Origin of the sequence: Streptomyces sp. NPDC006435 (assembly GCF_040612315.1) — a bacterium.
Classification (GTDB): Bacteria; Actinomycetota; Actinomycetes; order Streptomycetales; family Streptomycetaceae; genus Streptomyces.
Genome location: NZ_JBEXPY010000001.1, coordinates 384,589 through 404,023, shown reverse-complemented (window position 1 = coordinate 404,023; position 19,435 = coordinate 384,589). Strand labels below are relative to the sequence as shown.

The following is a 19,435-nucleotide window of genomic DNA, read 5'->3' as shown; positions in this document are numbered from 1 at the left end:
AGCCACCCGCGGCCATGCGTCATCGGTGCGCCGACAGTGCTGTGTCGAATGTCAGCGTCGATCCCCAGCACATCACATAACGCATGCACTCCGTCACCGTTCGTCGCGAATTGACGTGAACGGAACGCACTCTTCCGGGTGTTGAGGTGTGACGGAACGGACCCGTGTTTCAGACGAGGCGTACGGGCTTGTCGGTACGGACGCCGACCGAGGCGAGCCAGGACCGCAGCGGTTCCGCGTCCCCGTCCTCGACCAGGCTGAGGACGGGACCGCCCAGGTCCGCCCGGCGCTCGCCGTCGACGAGCAGGGCGGGGCCGTCGAGCCAGTCGAGGCCGGGCGCCGCGCCCGCCGTGTCCACCGCGGCGCAGCAGACCATCGCCACCACGTGGTCGGCGAGCAACTCCGTACCCGTACGGGGCGGCTGGAGCGGAAGGAACGGGAGGGGGTCGGGGCCCCAGGGGTCCGGGGCGGGGCCGGTCCCCGCGGAGGTGCCCGGCGCGCTGCCGGACGGGGCCTGCCGGGCCGCAGCGGCCTCCTCCCGGGCCAGCGCGGCGCTGATCCCGGCGGCGAGCGCCTCACCGCTCCCGGTCCGGCCGGCCAGGTGACCGACCACCCGGGCCAGCGTGGGCACCCCCGCGTCGACGGAGCAGTCGGTACGGAGCGGACGGCCCCCGGCGCCGGGGGCGGCGGAACCGGTGGGGGCGGGGGCAGGAGCGGGGGTGAGGGCGGCGTCCGGCACGCCCATCGAGTCGAGGACCCGGTGCAGGCGCGCGGCCTCGGTGCGCCACTTCCGGTCCACCACCTCTTCCGGGTACTGCTGCCAGTCGACCGGTGACCAGTCCGCCCCCGTCCGGGCGGGGCCGCCGTGGAACAGCCGGGCCGCCAGCAGCGACGCGGCCTCGTCGGCGGCACCCGGCTCCTCCAGCAGGTCACAGGCCGGACGTTCGCCGAGCCTCGCGGCGAACCCGTCGGCGAGCCGGTCCCGCCGGGAGAGCTCGGTCAGGGCGGAGACGACACCGGCGTCCAGCCGGGAGGGCCAGCGGCCCATCCGCCAGGCGGGCAGCGCGACACGGGTGAGCAGCCGGTCCCAGCCCGCGTAGGCGAGGCCGACCTGTTCCTGGGCGACGATCCGCAGCCCGTGGTCCACGTCCTGGGCGCGGATCGACGCGGCGGCGGCAACGCTCCGCTCCATCTCCGCCGCGTGATTGCGACAGCCGCGCAGCAGCAGCCTGGCGATCCGGCCGACGAAGGCGCGGGGCACCCCGCGCACCCCGGCCAGCGGCCCCGGCACGGGCACGGCCGCGTCGGCGACCACTCCGTCCAGTCCCCGTACGAAACGGCGGGCCGCGGCTATGTCGGGATGCGCGGAGGGGCCCGTGCCCGCGACGACCGGGGCGAGCACCGCCCGCAGCTCCGCGACTCTCATCCACCACAGGAACGGCGAGCCGATGACCAGCACCGGAGCCGCCTGGGCCCGACGGCGGCGGCCGGGACGCCTCGCCAAGGCCGTGGCGGGCGGGACGGCGGCACGGGGCGACGCCGACGCTGTCGCGGATGCGGTCGCGGTCACGGAGGGGCTCGTAGAGTCCGGCGCGGAAGGAATCGCGGCAGTGGCCCCGGCCGACTGCGCCGAGGGGTGCGTACGGTCCTCCAGCCAGCTGTCGCAGTCGGGCGTCAGGGCTATCGCGGAGGGCGCTGGAACCCCCAGCCGGTCGGCGAGGTCCCTGACCAGGCGGTAGAGGTCGGGGGCGGCCTCCTCGGCGAGCGGGACGGTCGGGCTGACCGCCGGCTTCGCCCGTACGATCGCCGTTCCCACGGCGACGGCGAGCAGGAGCACGACGACCGCACAGGCCGTCACGACCCAGCGGGCCGTGTCCCAACCGCCGCCCACGGCATGACCCTGGGCACCCGCCACGAACAGGACCACGGCCACCGCCGCCGGCAGGATCGCCGCGGCCGTCGCCCAGCCGCGGATCCTCAGCAGGGCAAGAGCTCGTGCGCGCGCACCCGGCGCACCCGCCTCCTCATTCATACCGATACCGGACATGGCCGGACGTCACCCCCTCTGTCCCCGCGGCGGTGTTCTTCACTCCCCCACTGTGACACCCGTCACTGACATCGCAATGCCAGTGGGCCAAGTGCCGGAATGCTTGCGCCGCACCCTAGTTGGGGCCCCGGCAGGCGTCATCCGGATGGCGCAGTCGTCACTCGATGGAATGGCTTTGGGTAAAGGTGCTGACGCGCCGCCGCCCTTGGGGCATCGGCGCGTTCCGGCACGGGACGGCGCGACGCACGGCGCCGTGCGCGGTGCGTCGGTGCGGCGCGGGGCGGTGCGCCTTGCGCGCGGGGCACGGCGCGCGTGTGTGCGTCGATGAGATGTGCCGACGAGTGGTGGGCCGGTGGGCCGGGCGGGGACGACGCGATGCGGGGCAGGCCGGTGGGCCTGCCCCGCATCGGGATCCCGCCGCCCTCCGGGCGGCCGGTCTCAGGCTCCCGCGGCCTTGCGGGCGATGTCGGTGCGGAGCTGCGAACCGTCGAGCCGGATCCGGCCCGCGGCCGTGTAGGCGCGCTCACGGGCCTCGGCGAGGTCCTTGCCGGTCGCGGTCACGGACAGCACCCGGCCGCCCGCGCTGACGATCGCGTCGCCGTCCTTCTTCGTACCGGCGTGCAGGACGTACGCGTACGGGGCATCCTGTGCCGCCACGTCGTCGAGCCCCTCGATCGGGTCCCCCGTGCGCGGCGTGCCCGGGTAGTTGTGCGAGGCGATGACCACGGTGACGGCGGCCTCGTCGCGCCACGTGAGCGGGGGCAGTTCGTCGAGGGTGCCGTCGGCGGAGCCCAGCAGGACACCGGCCAGCGGGGTCTGCAGACGGGCCAGGACCACCTGGGTCTCGGGGTCGCCGAAACGGGCGTTGAACTCGATCACCCGGACGCCGCGCGAGGTGATCGCGAGGCCCGCGTACAGCAGTCCGGAGAACGGGGTGCCGCGACGGCGGAGTTCGTCGACGGTCGGCTGGAGCACCGTCTCCATGACCTCGTCGACCAGCTCGGGATCGGCCCACGGCAGGGGGGAGTACGCACCCATGCCGCCGGTGTTCGGGCCCTCGTCGCCGTCCAGGGCGCGCTTGAAGTCCTGCGCGGGCTGGAGCGGCAGCACGGTGGTGCCGTCCGTGATCGCGAAGAGGCTCACCTCGGGGCCGTCGAGGAACTCCTCGATGACCACGCGGTCGCAGGCCAGGGCGTGGGCGCGGGCCGCCTCGACGTCGTCGGTGACGACGACGCCCTTGCCCGCGGCGAGCCCGTCGTCCTTGACGACGTACGGGGCGCCGAAGGCGTCGAGGGCGGTGTCGATCTCCGCAGGGGTGGTGCAGACGTAGCTGCGGGCGGTCGGGACGCCGGCCCCGGCCATCACGTCCTTGGCGAACGCCTTGGAGCCCTCCAGCCGGGCCGCTTCCCGGGAGGGGCCGAAGCAGGGGATGCCCGCGGCGCGCACGGCGTCGGCGACCCCGGCGACGAGCGGCGCCTCCGGGCCGACGACCACCAGTCCGGCGCCCAGGTCGGTGGCGAGGCGCGCGACGGCGTCGCCGTCGAGGGCGTCGACCGGGTGCAGTTCGGCCACCTCCGCGATGCCGGCGTTGCCGGGAGCGCAGTACAGAGCGGTGACGTCGGGGTCGAGGGACAGAGAGCGGCACAGGGCGTGTTCGCGGGCGCCGCCGCCGATGACGAGGACCTTCACGGGGTGCAGCCTAACCGCCGGGGCGCGGCCCCCTCGACGTGCGCCGCCCCGCGGACACCCGGACGAACCGGCCGCTCACCCGGACCCGGGCGAACCGGCCGCTCACCCGGACCCGCACCCGGGCGGCACCGCGGGCCCCAGGTCGCAGGCCGCAGGTAGCAAGCCGTCGGCCTCGGACCTCGTCCTCCCGCGCCCCGCCCGCCCCTACTCGTTGGTGAACTCCTCGACGACCGTGGCCCCCAGTTCACGAACGATCAGCTCGTGCCCGGAGAGCGCCGAGTCGACGAGATCCGGGTCGTCGGCCTCGGGGGTGTCGTCCTCGGGGGCGACCGCGCGCGGCGCCTCGGGGGCGGAGTACGGCTGGGGCGCGGACTGCGCGGCGGGCGGGGCCGCTGGAGCGGGGGCGGGAGCCGGGGCCGACCGGGACTCGTAGCTCTGCTGGGGCGCGGGGGCCGGACGCTGCGCCATCGGCGGGACGGCGGAGGGACGTCCTCCGCCGACCTGCGGCGGGGCGCCGGCGCCTCCCGACGGGTCGACGATCGCCTCGATCTTCCACTGCGCGTTGAACCGCTCGGCGAGTGCCTGCTTCAGCACCTCCTCGCTGCCGCTGCCCGCGAAGTTGTCGCGCGCGCCCGCGTTGAGGAAGCCGATCTGCAGGGTGCTGCCGTCGAAGCCGGTGACCTGGGCGTTCTGGCTGAGCAGGATCCAGGTGAACCGGCGGCGGTTCTTCACGGCCTCCAGGATGTCCGGCCACATGTTCCGTACCTGGGCGGCGCCCTGGGCCATTCCCGGGCTCGGCTCGGCGGCGGCGTGCGCCGGTGCCGCGGGCACGGCGGCCGGGACCGGCGCGGCCTGCGGGGCGGGCGACTGGCCGGGGGCGGAGGCGGTCGGCCAGCCACCGGGGCGGCGCCCCGACTCCGGCGCGGCCGCGGTGGGCCAGGCCCCGGGGCGCTGACCGCCCGCGGGAGCCGGGACCCCGCCCGGAGGCTGCTGGGCGACCGGGGCCATGGGCTGCGCGGGAGCGGCCGGTACGGCGGCGGGCGGCGCCATCGGAGCGGGGGCAGGTGCGGGGGCGGGGGTGGGTGTGGGTGCGGGTGCGGGGGTGGGTGCGGGGGCCTCGCCCCGTACCGCGGCACGCGCGGCGGCGGGCCCACCGCCGGGCGGCACGGGCGGGGCGGCGGGGGCCGGCGCGTGGGCCAGGGCCTCGGGCCCGGGCACGTACCCCATGGCGGGGCCCGGACCCGCGGTCGCGAAGGAGGCGCCGCGCTCCAGCCGGTCGAGCCGGGCCTGGAGCGAACGCTCGTCGTCGAAGGCGGCGGGAAGCATCACCCGGGCGCAGATCAGCTCGACCTGGAGCCGCGGCGAGGTCGCCCCGCGCATCTCCGTGAGCCCCGTGTTGACCAGGTCGGCGGCGCGGCTCAGCTCCGCGGCGCCGAAGACGGACGCCTGGGCCTGCATCCGCTCGACGACATCGGCGGGGGCGTCGATCAGCCCCTTCTCCCCCGCGTCCGGCACGGCGGCCAGGATCACCAGGTCGCGCAGCCGCTCCAGGAGATCGGCGACGAAGCGGCGCGGGTCGTTGCCGCCCTCGATCACCCGGTCCACGACCTCGAACGCCGCGGCCCCGTCGCCCGCCGCGAAGGCGTCCACGATCGAGTCGAGCAGCGAGCCGTCGGTGTAACCGAGCAGCGAGGTCGCCATGGCATATGTCACACCGTCGTCGCCGGCACCGGCGAGCAACTGGTCCATCACCGACATCGAGTCACGCACGGACCCGGCACCGGCCCGCACGACCAGCGGCAGCACGCCGTCCTCGACGGGGCTGTCCTCCTTGCCGCAGACCTCGGCGAGGTACTCGCGCAGCGTCCCCGGCGGGACGAGCCGGAAGGGGTAGTGGTGCGTACGCGACCGGATGGTGCCGATGACCTTCTCGGGCTCGGTGGTCGCGAAGATGAACTTGAGGTGCTCCGGCGGCTCCTCGACCACCTTCAGCAGGGCGTTGAACCCCGCCGAGGTGACCATGTGCGCCTCGTCGATGATGTAGATCTTGTAACGGCTGGAGGCCGGCCCGAAGAACGCCTTCTCCCGCAGATCACGGGCGTCGTCCACGCCACCGTGCGACGCGGCGTCGATCTCGATGACGTCGATCGACCCCGGCCCGTTGCGCGAGAGGTCCCGGCAGGACTGGCACTCCCCGCACGGCGTGGGGGTCGGCCCCTGCTCGCAGTTCAGGCAGCGGGCCAGGATGCGTGCACTGGTCGTCTTGCCGCACCCGCGCGGACCGCTGAACAGGTACGCGTGATTGACCCGGTTGTTCCGCAGGGCCTGCTGCAGCGGGTCGGTGACATGCTCCTGCCCGATGACCTCGGCGAACGACTCGGGGCGATAGCGGCGGTACAGCGCAAGGGACGACACACATACGAGGTTATCCGGGCCGACTGACAACCGGCCCCGGACCGGCCGAAGCCACCCCGCGCCCCGGACCGGCCGAAGCCACCCCGCGCCCCGGACCGGCCGAAGCCACCCCGCGCCCCGGACCGGCCGCGGGAACACCGCCCCGGAAACACAAGGGCCCCCCACGCACCCGCCAGAGCCGACCTACCCTTGCTGCCTTCCGGCCCTGGGGGAGTTCAGTCAGATAGCGCCACGTGAGGGGCTGACGCCCACCTTAACCGATCCCCACCCCCACCGGTCCACCTCCCCGCCCTCCCCGACCGTCCGGGAGCCCCCGGAAGCCCCTCGGAACGATCTTGAGGGGAACAGGTTCGCAAGCACCCCTCAACGTCTTGTATTGTTTGCGGCGGAGGATTCGCCTAGTGGCCTAGGGCGCACGCTTGGAAAGCGTGTTGGGGGCAACCCCTCACGAGTTCGAATCTCGTATCCTCCGCCATTGCTCTCACCGGGCAATACATCGAAGGGCCCCACCGCTTGCGGTGGGGCCCTTCGACGGTTCTGAGTCATCGTTGTGCTGGGTTTTGTCCACAGGGTGTGTGTCCGGGGTTCCTCAGCTGGCTACGGCGGTATCCCGGGCCACGTCCTCGAGCATGGCGTCCGACACGCAGGTCCGCGCCCGCATGCTCGCGGACGTTCCCGGTTCCCACCCCATGATCTGGTCGGTGACGCGGGCTGGGACACCAAGCAGCATGAGAATGGTGGCGGCCGGGTGCCGGGCAGCGCGCAGCCGGCCGTCCCGCGCCTTCGTGGCTTCGAGCAGCCGCTTCTAGTCGTGATAGTCCGTGTTCGGGCTCAGCAAGCCACCGCGCGGCTTGGTGAACACGTAGTCCGACTCGGCCCACAGGTCGCAGGCCGCCTTGCGTTCGCGCTCTTGTCGTCTCGCGGTGGGCATTGAGCATGGCGACCAGCGCCGCCCGGCAGGGGGCACGGGTGCGGCGGCCCGCTCGAAACGTGACTTGGTATTCCTGGTCTCACGCTGGACCTGCACCTTGTCCGGGCAACACCCCGTTCCCGCCCGGCCGCACGGTGAGACATCCGCACACCCTGCTTGTACCTGGGGAGCAGACGACTCCGGCGCAGTTATTAGACACTCGTTGCCGAGGTCGACGTCAGACCAGGGCAGTCCAACAATCTCGCAGCGTTGCTGATCGCCTTGGCACACTTCAGGTGTGAATACTGTCGGCTTGGCTCACAACCAGGTCCTGACCGGCGTCTCTGGCGTCGGGACGGAGAACGCGGAGCCAGGTGAGAAGCCTGACCGCTCAACCGCGCGGGCGGATGTCAGTATCCAGCCTGCTCCTCCCTGGCAACTGCACCGGCTGTGAAGAATCAGTTGCTCCCCGCCCATACTCCCGCTTCGCCGCCGAACCTCTCCTTCGGTGCGTCGACCACGTCGTACACCGCGAACGGGTCGTGCACCGTCATCCCGGCGAACCAGAACAGGTAGTACTTGCTGGAGCGGGTGAAGCACATCGGTCAGGCAGTCGTGAACGCTGCGGTCGCGAAGGCTCGGAGCACCTCGCTGCGGGATGGAGGAAATGCGGGACCACCGTGCGCAGCCGCTCGGCTGCCAAGCTGACCAGTGAGACGCTGAGCACGGGCTAGGGATGGGTCATGACGACGTGAGGAAACTGCTGACGCCCAGGTAGTGGCATACCTGGAATGCCGCCTCAAGAGCCCGGAACTCCGGCCTGAGTGGAGAACTCAGCACCATCACGCATACGGCGGGTTCCGCGGCTCTAGTCGTCGTCAGGTGCTGGCCGCGCATGTCCTCAGCTGCGAACACGCACATGCATTCAGAGCGAACGGCGCAGAGGAGCCAGGTCACGTGCAGGCGGCTGCTGGGTAGCACCCCATCCTAGAACTCAAACCATCGCGCAAAATAGTCAAAAACGATCAACATCGTTCTCGATATCCAATTAATTAGTCAATTAAGTCTGCAATGCAACAACGTATGCAACCCGAAGACTCTCCGACCTAGCATCTCTAGCGAGTGATCGAGACGCGCAGGCGCGCCACCCTCGACCCCTGAGACATCGAAACAAAGCGAGGAGAGGGCAGAACGTGACCGAGGAAGACAGCGAGAATCCGCGCGCATACACCGAGATCACCGAAGTTACACCCGACAAGTGTGTGCTCTGGATGAAAAAGAGGACATGCAACCGCGTCCCCTTGAAGCGCTCCAATGTGGACAAGTTTAAGAGCATTCTGCGAAATAAGCAGTTTCGCACTACCCACCAAGGCTTCGCTCTAGACTCGCATGGCTGCCTCATTGACGGGCAGCACCGAGCCGCCGCCATTATCGAGACCGGCGTTACAGTGACTGCCCAGGTCACGTACAACCTCAGCCCGGACGCCTTTGCCGCGATTGACGGAGGTCGCGTCCGTGCAGCCGGCGACTTCGTCGCACAGATCACGGAGATGAGGCAGAGCAACGCCAACGTCTATGCAGCCGCACTTAAGATCCTCGCAAACCGCGCTGCGGGCCTGCACTGGATGAGGTGGACCAGCGGACGGCTGACCGCCGAACAAGTACAGGATTTGGTCCCAAGGTGGCCAGTCGACGAGGACCGCATCATCCGCCTGGTCAGCAAGGGAAAGCAATGTCACTCCAGCGCAACAGGATTGATTGTCGCGCGCACGATCATTACAGAAGTATGGCCTGAGAGTATCGCCGACCTGTTCTTCGACGGCATCGGTGAGACCAGCCGCGAATTTGTCGGGCGAGATCCACGCTCCATTTACACGAACACCATGATCAATGTGAACCGCGGGGTCGTGAGCAGGGATAGCGTTCAGCAGTCAGCTCAGGCCATCAAAGCGTTCAACGCCCTCGTATCGGGTGAATCTATTGGCACCCTGAAAAAGATGAAGGTGGCTGGCGTAAAGATCATCAAGGATCGACGAACCGGCAAGGAGATTCAGCAGGAATACCCTCCAGATCGTTACCCGGAAGTCAATCAGCCGGCCATCAACATCAGTGAAAAATGGCTCGGAAGTGACGACACAAGGTTGATCGGGTAAGAAGAGAACGGGCCAAGCCTCCCTTGCCGGAGCAAGCGCATCCAGTCGCGAGGGACAAGGCGCCGAGCCCGACCGACTTCGGCAGCAAGCGCGAGAGCAGGCCCCTCGACGCCGAGGCGGAGTCGCGCGGCATCGGCAGCATTGCCACGTGCTGGTGATACGAAGTCGTCGGCCTCCTGGCAGCCGAGATATGAGGTGAGCGTCAAGGTTTGGCGGTCGGGCTCTGACGCGGTGCTCGGAACTGGTCACGCACGGCCTGCGTTCGGCTGGCGCGACCAGTTCCGGCAAGCGGCGGAATGACAGGCTTGAGGCAGCCTCGCCGCACTGCCGGGGGCTCGTGGCAGGAATACCACGACCGGTTGCAGCTTCGGTTGCGTTCATCCTGGTCCAGCACAGCCCTCAAACGGCCGAGCGAACCGCATCGCCACCGTTCAGGACGTCCGTAATACGAGCCCACGCAACAGCCACGAATCGCGTCTCCCCCACCTCACATTTATGACTCATCTTGTGAAGCCCTTCAACATAGATCGGCCATCACTCAGCCCGGAGGCACCCTCGACCTGACATCACACAGCGATACCTCACCTGCGATACACTCGATGCCATAGTTGATATATCAGGAGGTCATCGATGAGTCGCACAGTGATCGATCTCGACGACGAGCTGCTGGCCGACGTAGCTCAGGCCCTGGGGACCGGCACCAAGAAGGAGACGGTCAACACTGCTCTGCGCGAGGTGCTCGACAACCGCCGACGGGCTCTCGCTCTCACTCGGCTGCGGGCCGCAGCGGGCGAGGGCGCGTTCGATCTGAATGCCTTCGAGGAGAAAAGGGACTACCGCCGGTGAGCGCGGCACAGTTCCTGATCGACACAAGTGCGCTCGCTCGATTCTTCCGCGACGACGCCGAACAGTACGGATGGGATCAGGCCGCTACAGCAGGACTCATCGCGACCTGCCCTGTTACCGAGCTGGAGTTCTTCTACAGCGCCCGCTCCGCCGCGGACCGTGCGCGCGGCATCGAGGACATGCGGCTGCTGTTCGGCTGGGTACCCGTCGATGACCGCGCGTACGACCGCGCCTGGCGGGTTCAGGAGCTGCTGACCCAACGCGGTCAGCACCGCAGTGCTGGAGCTGTTGACCTCGTCGTCGCCGCCACAGCGGAACTCCAGGGGCTGACCCTTCTGCACCGCGACCACGACTTCGAATGTATCGCCGCAATCACCGGTCAAGCCATGCAGTGGTACGGCCCGGTGTCCGGTAAATGAACGAGCTCCTGGTCTCAGTTCCGGTCTCATTCGCAGGTGTTCACACAGTTCACCGAGCCTGTAGCCGTCGGCTCCGCCACAGGTCCAGACGCCCGCGACTGTTGCCGAACGGCCGAGCGAAGACTTGGAAAGCGTGTTGGGGGCAACCCCTCACGAGTTCGAATCTCGTATCCTCCGCCGGAAAGGGTCCGGGCTGCGACTATGTAGCCCGGACCCTTCTTTCGTGGGTCTGGACTCGACCGGTGTCGCCGCATCGACCGGCTGCGTCGGTGACGCGTACGACGACGCCCTGACGGAGAAGCACGGTCGGCATGATCCACAGCTTGCTCATCACAGGGCCGCTCAGCAACGGAGCAGTGGCCGAGGCGATCGCCCGCTGTTTCGGCATCTCCGTCCGCGATGTCGACATGGCCGACGAACACACCGACCAGGCCCTGCGGAACTGGGACGCGCCGGTGCTGTGCGAGAAGGCGACGGTCCGGGGCGACCTGGAGGTCCTGCTGGACGTCCATACCCGGGACGGCGTCGGACCGTACCCGGACGAAGCCGGTCTCGCCGTGGACTTCGCGCGTGTGGCGCGCACCGTGGTCCTCTACCCGGCCGAAGAAGCCCTGCCCAGCGCCTACTGGCTCGCAGCGGATGACGGCACGGTCACCAGGGCGCGTCTGCTCGTCTCCGACGACGAGGAGCCCGCGTACACGATCGACGCGGTCGAAGCGCCCGTGGCGCGGCTCCCGCGCACTCCGGTCACCCGCCTGCCGGAGATCGTGCGTGAGCAACGGACGGCGACTCCGGTCAGCGACCGTTTCACCGGTCTCCTGCAGGCCCTCGACAGCAACCGGGCCGAGGAACCGGGCACGCCGCACTGGATGGCCCGAACCCGGTTGGCCGCCTGGGAACAACTGGTCCGCACGATGACCGACCGGTGGGCCCCGGCCAACTGGTACCCCGCAGATCTCTACCTGGAGCGCCTCGAAGCACGAGACGAACTGGAAACGATCCGGCGACAGCTCACCCCCCGAGTCGTCGAACTGCTGGAGTCGGCCGTGGAGCCGCTGGACGTGCGGTTCCTCGAACTCACGGTCCAGGACGACGACTGGATCGACGGACTCCCCCGACCGTCGAGGCCGGGCGGTGCGGCGCCCCGGACCCGCGGCTGGTGGTGGCACCGGCGCCCCGACCCGCTCCCCTGGTGAATCCTCTCCGACAGACCTGAGGCCGGGTCCGGGGCGAAGCACCGGGCCGGACCTCGGTCCCGTCGCCGACGCCGTGCGGCGGGAACGGGCGCGGGAGCGGTTCTCGGACAAGGTCGTACGACGGTCGGCGGGAGGCGGGCGGGGCGGCGTACAAATCCGTGGATGTGGGCAGGGCTCAGGAGGTCCCGCACGGGACCGAGCAGGGCCGCGTACGGGGTGCATGGGGAAGGCGACGGGTGCTGTCGGGCGAAGCATGGCGCGAACTGCGGGGCCAGGGAGCGATCCGCACGTTCCGCGAACGCAGCGTGATGCTGAGGCAGGGCTCCCCGGGAACGCATCTGCTCGCCCTCACCGACGGCCTCGCCAAGGTCGTGTGCCGGGAACCGGACGGCGTCGTGACCTGGCTGGCCTTCCGGGGACCTGGTGACCTGCTGGGCGAGGTGTCCGTCTTCCACGGCACCCGGCGGACGGCGGAGGTGGTCGCGCTCACCCCCTGCACGGCCGTCGTGCTGGAGGCGGATCGGTTTCGCCGGTACATCGAACAGCACGGGCTGGTCATGGACCTGATGCGCCAGGCGCTCTCCCGGATGCGGGAGTCCGACGCGCACCGCACCGAGTTGCTGACCCTGCCGCTGGTCGTCCGGCTGGCACGGACGATCCTGCGGCTGACCGAGCTCACCGCTCCCGGTGCCCGGCCGGACCCCGTACGGCTGACCGGTCTGAGCCAGGAGGAGATCGCCCAGGCCACCGGGGTGACCCGCAACGCGGTCATCACCGGACTGCAACGGCTGCGGGAGTCCGGCGCGGTGGAGACGGCCCGCAGGGTGATCGTCATCAAGGACATGCGCGTGCTGCGCGACTGGGCGACGGCCGCCCCGGGGGCCGCCCCCTCCTAGGGCCTCTCGTTTGGATCATGCCGGGCGGGATCGACGGGGCCGCTCGGCGTCCCCGCTCCTCCCCGTTGTCCCCCTGTCGTTCCTGGATTCGTCGGACACCGTCCGGGCCCGCCCGCCCGGACTGTGACGTGGGACACCCCTCGTGTGCCCTGTGCTGTGCAGTCGGGCAACCGGAACCGGCGGAACCTCGAATCGGCCGGTCGCCGGCCTCGTCCACCGTTCCGCCGCCCACGAGGAGATCCCGCATGTCCACGCCCGCGCCCGGCCCGTACACCGAGACGCACACGGCCGCGCCCGTACCCGCTCCGTACAGCGAGAGCCGCCCGCTTCCGCCCTACCGTGCCCTGTTCGCCGTCGACGCGAAGGACTTCACCGGTCTGCCCGCCGTGCAGCACGGTCCGGTGAGCCGGTTGATCCCCGAGCTCGTCGACCAGGCGCTGGGGCAGGCCGGGCTCCACGCGCTGCGCGACTCCAAGCGCTTTCCGGCCAACACCGGGGACGGTGTGGTGTTCGGTTTCGAACCGGCGCTGCTGCCCTTCGTCCTCTGGCCCTTCCTGGACGTGCTGGACGACGTCCTCGGCTCGTACAACAAGCAGAGCGTGGGGCCCCGCATCCGGCTGCGGGCCAGCGTCCATCTCGGGCCGCTGCCGGACGCCGACGGCAACGGCACCGCCCGGAACGACACCCACCGGCTGCTGGACTCCCGCCCGGTCAAGGCCATCCTGACCGCGGCGAGCGAGCAGGTGACCCACCTGGCGGCGATCATCTCGCAGCGCGTCCACGAGGACGTCGTGCTCGGCGGGTACACCGGGCTGCATCCCGACCGCTGTGTGGAGGTCCCCGCGACCGTGGACGGGAAGGACTTCGCCCAGCGGGCGTGGCTGTACGTCCCGTCGCCGTCCGGAAATCTCGTGCAGGCCGGTGTGCGGCCGCGCGAGGAGTCCGCCCCGCAGCCCGGCACGCCGGACGGACCGGGGTCGGACCGGGAACGGGCGGGCCGGTCCGGCACGCATTACAGCGGGAACACGCAGCATGTGCGCGAGGGCGCCGCCGTGATGGGGAACGTCGAAGGGGGCATCACGTACACCGGCGGTTCCAGCACGTACCACGGCACCAACCAGCACTGGGGCAGCGGCGACAACGTGGCCGGCGACAAGCGGACCGGCGACACCGGGGGCTCGCGGTGAGTGCCGACGCGGGCACCCCGCCCGGCCCGGACGACGGGAATCCCGACAATCCCGAAGGCGGGCCCGGCCCGGGCCCCGGCGACTCCTACCGCGGCAACCAGCAGCGGGTGGAGGGGGGCGTAGCGGTCATGGGCGGGATCGCGGGCAACGTGTTCATCGGTGCCCCGTTCGACGAGGACATCAGCGAACGCATCGTCAAGCCCCGTCTGCGGGAAGGTCCCTACCCCGCTGATGACGTCGAGGAGCGGCTGCGCGGATTCGTCGAGCCGCCCACCCACGCGCAGTGCCGGAAGGTACTGGACGGGCACGTCCTGGTGCTGCGGGCCGAGGGCGGTTCGGGGGCGGGCACGGCCGCGTTCGCGCTGCTGGCGGAGCGGTACGGAACCGGCGGCATCACCGGTCTGGACTCGCCCGACGACCTGTCGCGGTGGCGCCCCAAGGAGCGGCGCGGCTATCTGCTCCAGGGGCTCTCCCCGAAGGCCGCCGCCTCGCTCGGCGGGGTCGCGCTCGCCGAACTGGCCTCGCTGCTGCGCCACTCGGGCGCCCACCTGGTCATCACCGTGCGCACGGAGACGCCGCTGCCCGGCGGCACGCTGCCCCGGCAGGTCGCGCACCGACCGCCGCCACCGGCCGATGTGGCCGTGAAGCGTTTGGGCACCATGGTCGAGGCGGGGGAACTCACCGCCGGACAGGAGGCCGAGGCGCTGCGCCATCTCGCCGCGCCGGACTTCACCGACTACCTGGACGCCCACCCGATGCCGGGTGACGGTGTCGCGGTGGCGGAGGGGTTGCGCGACTTCATCGTGGCGGAGGCCGGTGCGGAGAAGCCCGTCGCGTCCGTCCTCGACGACCTGCGGACCGGCAGCCCCGCCGCGGCCCGCGCGGCACTCACGGAAGCCCGCGACCGGGCCGACCGGATCTCGCTGATGGCGGCGGTCTCACTGCTGCCCGGACAGGACCGCACGGTCGTCGAACGGTTCGGCGCCATCCTGCGCTCCCACCTCGACGGCCGCGACGGCCCGGCCCCGGTCACGGCCGGGGTGCCGGGGAACGGTGGTGCCCGCGGACCGTCCGGGGATCCGTCGGCCCGGCACGACGTGCTCGGCCCGGCCTTCGAGGAACGGCTGTCAGCCGTCGGTGCGCGCCTGCTGCCGCCCCGCTACGGAGCGGCGCAGCGCTATCCGGTCCAGCCGGTCGCCTTCTTCGGCCGGCACCGGTCGGAGACCCTGCTCCGGTCCCTGTGGCTGGACTACGAGGGCGTGGCGGAGCTGTTGTGGAGAAGCCTGAACGAGGTTCCCCACCACACCGGCATCGAACTGGCGGCGGGCGAGGCGATCGGAAAGGTGCTGGCCCACGCGACCGGCCCGGACACGCTGCGCCAGCTGCTCCCCTTCGCCGAGTCGGACAAGCGCTGGCGCCGCCGTCTGGTGGCCTACGCGCTCGGGGAGATGGTCCAGCACCCCGCCCTCACCGGGGCGGTGCGGGAGCAGTTGCGGTACTGGAGCCGGGCCGCCGCGCCCGTCCCCCTCCGCTGCACCGTGGCCGAGACCTGCGCGGGCAGCTACGGCCTGGCCCGCCCGGCCGCCGCCCTGAAGCTCCTGGATTCCGTGCTCGACGGACGGGCGGGCGAGAAGCTGGGGAGCCCGTTGCGCACCGCGGTGTCCTTCGCCCTCAGCGCCCTGCTCTCCGAGGACACCAACCACGCCGCCGTTCTCGACCTGCTGCGGGAGTGGCAGGCGGCGGACCGGGGTACCTGGCGCCACGACCTGGCCGTCCACGCCGTCACGTCGATGAGTCTGACGGCCTTTCCGCAGCCCGGCGCCCCGGCGGTGCGGCGCGTGCGTCTCGCCGATCTGCTCGTGGCCCACCCCGAACGGGCCCGCGGCCTGGTGGTCGCGGCCCTGGACGCCCCCGAGACCCACGAGGCCGCGGCAACGGGCCTGTCCACGATCGAGAACGACCCGGAGCTGCGACGGCGGACCGCCTTCCCGCACCTCCTCGCCGCGCTCGCCGCGACGGCCCGGGAGCACCGCGGCGTCCTGCGTTTCGTCCTGCGCCGCCATCGTGACCGCGCGGCTTCCCCGGCAGAAAGGCCCGCCTCATGACCGGCCCGCTCGTCTCGCCCCTGGATTCCTCGGCGTCCTGGCAGTTGTTCCGGCTCTCCTGGTTCGGCGCCCCGGAGGACCGGGCCCTGGTGTTCCTCGCGGACGACGGGAACGACGCGCTGGTACCGCCCGGTCACGGCGACTACTGGGGCTATCCGGTGCCCACGCGGCGCAGGATCCGGGAGGACGCCTACTTCGAGATCTCGTGGGTCTCGCTCACGGAGCGGCGGATCTCGGTCGACATCCCCCGCCGGCCGCCGAAACCGCCGGCCCGTTACGGGGTCGTCTGGAAGGTCAGCAACCCGGTCGTCGTGGCGCAGAAGCAGCTCACCGAGGAACGGGCCCGGGAACTGGTCGTCGGCCACATCCACGAGAACGCCACGCTGCCCGGCACCCCCGATCCGTTGCGGGAGCCGCCGCCCCACTTCGGTACGACCGAGGTGGAGCCTCCCGGCCGGTCGCGGGTCATCGACGGGACCGGCCTCACGTACTGGTTCCTGGACCCGCCTGCCGCGCTCCGGCCCACCCCCGGCACCGGTGCGGAACCGACGCTTCCGCCAGGTTTCGGGGAAGCCCACCGCGAGGCCTACCGCTTCTACCGGGAGGTCGTCGCGGGCGGTCCCGTCGGACTTGCGGCCCTCTGGCTCCTGCACCATCCGGAGCAGGCGAGGGAGGTCCTCGACTGGACGGTGACCCATCGCAACCTCCTCTCCGAACGGGACGGCTGGGAGCGGACCCTCGCGGCGACGCTCCAGTCGCTGACGCCGGAGGACCGGGGCTTCGTCGGCGTGAACCTGGCGCGCGTCCTGAGCGACGTGGGTGTCCCGCAGGGCGACGAGATCCTGCGCGGACTCGGCCACCCCGATGCGGCGGAGGGCTGAGGGACCATCGGGTGTTCCGGCACACCGGGTGCCGTGAGTGACCCGGGTACCGCCGGTGCCGCGAGTGCCCCGAGTGCTCCAGGTACCGCGTGGGATCCACGTGCTCCATCTGTTCGGCCGCTCCGGCTCGCGGAGCGGCCGAATCGTGTCGTGCCCATCGGTTCGACCGGGGCCCTTCGGATCCGGGGGGTCCGGGGGGTCCGGGGGGTCCGGGGGGTCCGGGGGGTCCGGGGGGTCCGGGGGGTCCGGGGGGTCCGGGGGGTCCGGGGGGTCCGGCGGAGGTTCGGCCGGGTGGTCGGGTTGTGGGGGTGGTGGGGTGTGGTGGGTTTGGTGGGGGTGTGAGCGGGGTCACTGTGGGTTCTTCGGGTTTCGTGTCGTCCGGATGAGGGGTGCCGGGCGTATTCCGGGTGAGACCGAGGAGAGCCAGGAGTTGTTTGTTGACCGTCGAGGAGTTCGAAGAGTTCTACGCGCAGACGGCTGCCCGGCTGACCGGGCAGTTGTTTGTGATGCTCGGCGACCAGCACGAGGCGCAGGACGTGGTGCAGGAGGCCTTCGTCAAGGGGTGGAGCCGGCGGCGTCAGCTCGATCGTGACGGGCAGCCCGAGGCGTGGATCCGCACGGTCGCGTGGCGGCTGGCGGTGAGCCGGTGGCGGGGGCGGCGGCGGGCCGCGGACGCCTGGCGGCGCAGTGGTGTGCCGCCGCACGCGGAGGCTCCCGGCACGGAGTCGGTGGCCCTGGTGGAGGCGTTGCGGGGGCTGCCGCCCAAGCAGCGCCGCACGTTGGCCCTGCACTACGTCTGTGATCTGACCATCGAACAGATCGCCGCCGAGACCGGTCTGTCGGCCAGCACCGTCAAGACGCATCTGGCCCGGGGCCGGGCCACGCTCTCGCACCGTCTGCAGGATCCGCGCACCGAGGAGGGGCCCCGTGCCTGAGTCCCAGGACCCGCTGAGGTCCCTGTTCAAGGAGGCCGCGGCCACCGGGCAGGCCCGTGCCCGTTCCGCTCCGGCGTCGTACATCACCGAGCGCGGCGCGCGTGCTCACCGGCGCCGGATGGTCGCGCTGGCCGTGGGGGCCTGTCTGGTCTTCTCCGGTGCGGGCGCGGCCGTGGCCTCGCTGCTGCCCGACAGTCCGGGCACCACCGTGCCGGCCACCACCCCGTCCCCCGTTCCCTCGCCCTCGCCCTCCCCCACGAAGCCCTCGCCCTCGACGTCCTCGCCCACCTCGCCGCAGACCACCCTGCCGCCGTCGTACACGCCCTCCTCCGGTGGGAACCCGTCGAACGCGCCGGGCACGCCCACCCGGACCCTGTCGGAAACGCCGGCCTCCCCCACCCGGAGCGCCACCCTGCCGCCGCCGTCCTGATCCCGAGTCCTTGCCGGACGGTCCGCCGGGCCGTCCGGGCCGTCCGGCACGCGTGAGAACCACCCAGGAGATGTGCTGTGAGCCTTCTGACCCCGCAACGGCGGCGCGAGCGCCCGTCGTCCGTGCCGTTGCCGCCGCGATCACAACTGCGGTCGCGGTTGCCGGTGTTGCGGATCGGGGCCGCCGATCGCGAGGTGCTGTGGCTGTACCTGCTGACCCGGGTGGGCATCTGGACCGTCGCGTACTGCACCCGGTGGCTGTTCCCCGACGACGGGAAGGCCCGCCACGCCGGTTCGTTCTTCTCCTCGTGGCAGCAGTGGGACTGGTGGCACTACCTGCACATAGCCCAGTCCGGCTACTTCCCGGACGGGACCGGTCCCTGGACGCCGGACTGGGACAACAGGGAGGCGTTCTTCCCCGGCTTCCCGTTCCTGCTGCGGGCCGTCCGCACCGTCGTCCCGAGCTGGTCGGCCTCCGGCGCGCTGATCTCGTTCGTCGCCGGGGGCGTCGCCGTACTGGCCCTGGCACGGATCGCCCGGCTGCACCTGCCGCAGGAGGGGGCGGGGCCGCGGGCGGTGCTGTTCTTCCTGCTCTCCCCGTGCGCGGTCTTCCTCGCCGCCGGGTACACCGAGGCGCTCTTCCTCGCGTTCGCCCTGCCCGCGTGGCTGGCCGCCCAGCGGCTCAACTGGCCGCTGGCGGCAGTCCTCGCGTGCCTGGCCACCACGGTCCGGGTCAGCGGGCTCTTCCTCGCCGGGGCCCTGGTGGTCCACTTCCTGGTGACCGCCCGCACCCCCGCCCACTGGCGCCGCCTGCCCTGGCTGGCGCTGCCCGCCCTGCCGCCCCTGCTCCACAGCTGGTACCTCCAGGTGCACACCGGTGACTGGATGGCCTGGAAGCACGCCGAGGAACGCGGCTGGTACCGCGACTTCCACGCCCCCTGGGAGGCGTGGAAGAACACCTGGCACGCCGCCTTCGGCCACTCCCAGTCCACCGGATACGCCCTGATGTCCCAGGCCGAACTCCTCACCATGCTCATCGGCCTGGTGCTGTGCGGGGTGCTGCTGCGGCAACGACGCTGGGCGGAGGCGGCGTACATCGCGGTCAGCCTGTGGGCGCTGGGCACGTCCTACTGGTACACCTCCATACCCCGCGCGACCCTGCTGTGGTGGCCCATGTGGACCGGGCTCGCCGCCTGGAGCCTGCGCAGTCCGCGCGTCAGGACCGCCTATCTCGCCGTCGTGGCCCCCCTGATGACGGTCTTCGCCGTCACCTTCCTCTCCGGACGGTGGGCCGGCTGAACCGTGCGGCGGCCCAGCCGTGCGGCGG

The 19,435-nt window shown here is 71.3% G+C and carries 15 protein-coding genes, 1 tRNA gene and 1 other RNA gene; 12 read left to right on the top strand and 5 right to left on the bottom strand.

Annotated elements, in window-relative coordinates:
- Positions 1–169 precede the first annotated feature (169 nt).
- From ABZZ04_RS01810 to ffs, 4 genes are all read right to left on the bottom strand, one after another.
- Complete coding sequence (locus ABZZ04_RS01810; RefSeq protein ID WP_356930193.1) at positions 170–2,047, bottom strand: hypothetical protein; 1,878 nt, start codon at positions 2,045–2,047, stop codon at positions 170–172.
- A gap of 438 nt (positions 2,048–2,485) precedes the next feature.
- Positions 2,486–3,736: a phosphoribosylamine--glycine ligase gene (gene purD / locus ABZZ04_RS01805; protein WP_356930192.1), complete on the bottom strand. Its 1,251-nt coding sequence runs from the start codon at positions 3,734–3,736 to the stop codon at positions 2,486–2,488.
- Positions 3,737–3,940: 204 nt separating this feature from the next.
- Positions 3,941–6,151 (bottom strand): DNA polymerase III subunit gamma and tau, encoded by a 2,211-nt coding sequence (locus tag ABZZ04_RS01800; RefSeq protein WP_356930191.1) that lies wholly within the window; start codon positions 6,149–6,151, stop codon positions 3,941–3,943.
- A gap of 149 nt (positions 6,152–6,300) precedes the next feature.
- An RNA gene (ffs, locus tag ABZZ04_RS01795) (signal recognition particle sRNA small type) lies at positions 6,301–6,397 on the bottom strand.
- A 141-nt stretch (positions 6,398–6,538) separates the two neighbouring features.
- Here ffs and ABZZ04_RS01790 point away from each other — a divergent pair.
- Positions 6,539–6,626 (top strand) — tRNA-Ser (locus ABZZ04_RS01790).
- Positions 6,627–7,519: 893 nt separating this feature from the next.
- Here ABZZ04_RS01790 and ABZZ04_RS01785 read toward each other — a convergent pair.
- A complete protein-coding gene (locus tag ABZZ04_RS01785) occupies positions 7,520–7,663 on the bottom strand; it encodes a hypothetical protein (RefSeq protein ID WP_356930190.1) in 144 nt (47 codons plus the stop codon).
- Between the two features lie 591 nt (positions 7,664–8,254).
- Here ABZZ04_RS01785 and ABZZ04_RS01780 point away from each other — a divergent pair.
- The 11 genes from ABZZ04_RS01780 (at position 8,255) to ABZZ04_RS01730 (ending at position 19,407) form a co-directional block, all read left to right on the top strand.
- Positions 8,255–9,214, top strand: a complete 960-nt coding sequence (locus tag ABZZ04_RS01780) for a hypothetical protein (RefSeq protein ID WP_356930189.1) — start codon at positions 8,255–8,257, stop codon at positions 9,212–9,214.
- Positions 9,215–9,844: 630 nt separating this feature from the next.
- Complete coding sequence (locus ABZZ04_RS01775) at positions 9,845–10,060, top strand: type II toxin-antitoxin system VapB family antitoxin (protein WP_329231001.1); 216 nt, start codon at positions 9,845–9,847, stop codon at positions 10,058–10,060.
- Entirely contained in the window at positions 10,057–10,479 is a 423-nt protein-coding gene (locus ABZZ04_RS01770) for a PIN domain nuclease (protein ID WP_329231000.1), read from the top strand. The genes ABZZ04_RS01775 and ABZZ04_RS01770 overlap by 4 nt, the downstream gene beginning before the upstream one ends.
- 323 nt (positions 10,480–10,802) lie before the next feature.
- Complete coding sequence (locus ABZZ04_RS01765) at positions 10,803–11,675, top strand: hypothetical protein (RefSeq protein WP_356930188.1); 873 nt, start codon at positions 10,803–10,805, stop codon at positions 11,673–11,675.
- 236 nt (positions 11,676–11,911) lie between these two features.
- Positions 11,912–12,571 (top strand): Crp/Fnr family transcriptional regulator, encoded by a 660-nt coding sequence (locus ABZZ04_RS01760; RefSeq protein WP_356930187.1) that lies wholly within the window; start codon positions 11,912–11,914, stop codon positions 12,569–12,571.
- Positions 12,572–12,816: 245 nt separating this feature from the next.
- A complete protein-coding gene (locus tag ABZZ04_RS01755; RefSeq protein ID WP_356930186.1) occupies positions 12,817–13,758 on the top strand; it encodes a hypothetical protein in 942 nt (313 codons plus the stop codon).
- The gene (locus ABZZ04_RS01750; protein ID WP_356930185.1) at positions 13,755–15,863 is read left to right on the top strand and encodes a hypothetical protein; all 2,109 of its coding nucleotides are present in this window, start codon (positions 13,755–13,757) and stop codon (positions 15,861–15,863) included. Before ABZZ04_RS01755 ends, ABZZ04_RS01750 begins: the two co-directional genes overlap by 4 nt.
- The gene (locus ABZZ04_RS01745; RefSeq protein WP_356930184.1) at positions 15,860–16,744 is read left to right on the top strand and encodes a hypothetical protein; all 885 of its coding nucleotides are present in this window, start codon (positions 15,860–15,862) and stop codon (positions 16,742–16,744) included. Before ABZZ04_RS01750 ends, ABZZ04_RS01745 begins: the two co-directional genes overlap by 4 nt.
- A gap of 437 nt (positions 16,745–17,181) precedes the next feature.
- Positions 17,182–17,679: a SigE family RNA polymerase sigma factor gene (locus tag ABZZ04_RS01740; RefSeq protein ID WP_356930183.1), complete on the top strand. Its 498-nt coding sequence runs from the start codon at positions 17,182–17,184 to the stop codon at positions 17,677–17,679.
- Positions 17,672–18,109, top strand: coding sequence for a hypothetical protein (locus ABZZ04_RS01735; RefSeq protein ID WP_356930182.1), 438 nt, complete (start codon positions 17,672–17,674; stop codon positions 18,107–18,109). The genes ABZZ04_RS01740 and ABZZ04_RS01735 overlap by 8 nt, the downstream gene beginning before the upstream one ends.
- 128 nt (positions 18,110–18,237) lie before the next feature.
- A complete protein-coding gene (locus ABZZ04_RS01730; RefSeq protein ID WP_356930256.1) occupies positions 18,238–19,407 on the top strand; it encodes a mannosyltransferase family protein in 1,170 nt (389 codons plus the stop codon).
- Positions 19,408–19,435: the final 28 nt, after the last annotated feature.

Bases quoted from the DNA above. Each gene is read 5' to 3' on its own strand.
- ABZZ04_RS01810 (WP_356930193.1), bottom strand. From the start codon at position 2,047: ATGTCCGGTATCGGTATGAATGAGGAGGCGGGTGCGCCGGGTGCGCGC.
- ABZZ04_RS01785 (WP_356930190.1), bottom strand. From the start codon at position 7,663: ATGTGCTTCACCCGCTCCAGCAAGTACTACCTGTTCTGGTTCGCCGGG.
- ABZZ04_RS01775 (WP_329231001.1), top strand. From the start codon at position 9,845: ATGAGTCGCACAGTGATCGATCTCGACGACGAGCTGCTGGCCGACGTA.
- ABZZ04_RS01755 (WP_356930186.1), top strand. From the start codon at position 12,817: ATGTCCACGCCCGCGCCCGGCCCGTACACCGAGACGCACACGGCCGCG.
- ABZZ04_RS01745 (WP_356930184.1), top strand. From the start codon at position 15,860: ATGACCGGCCCGCTCGTCTCGCCCCTGGATTCCTCGGCGTCCTGGCAG.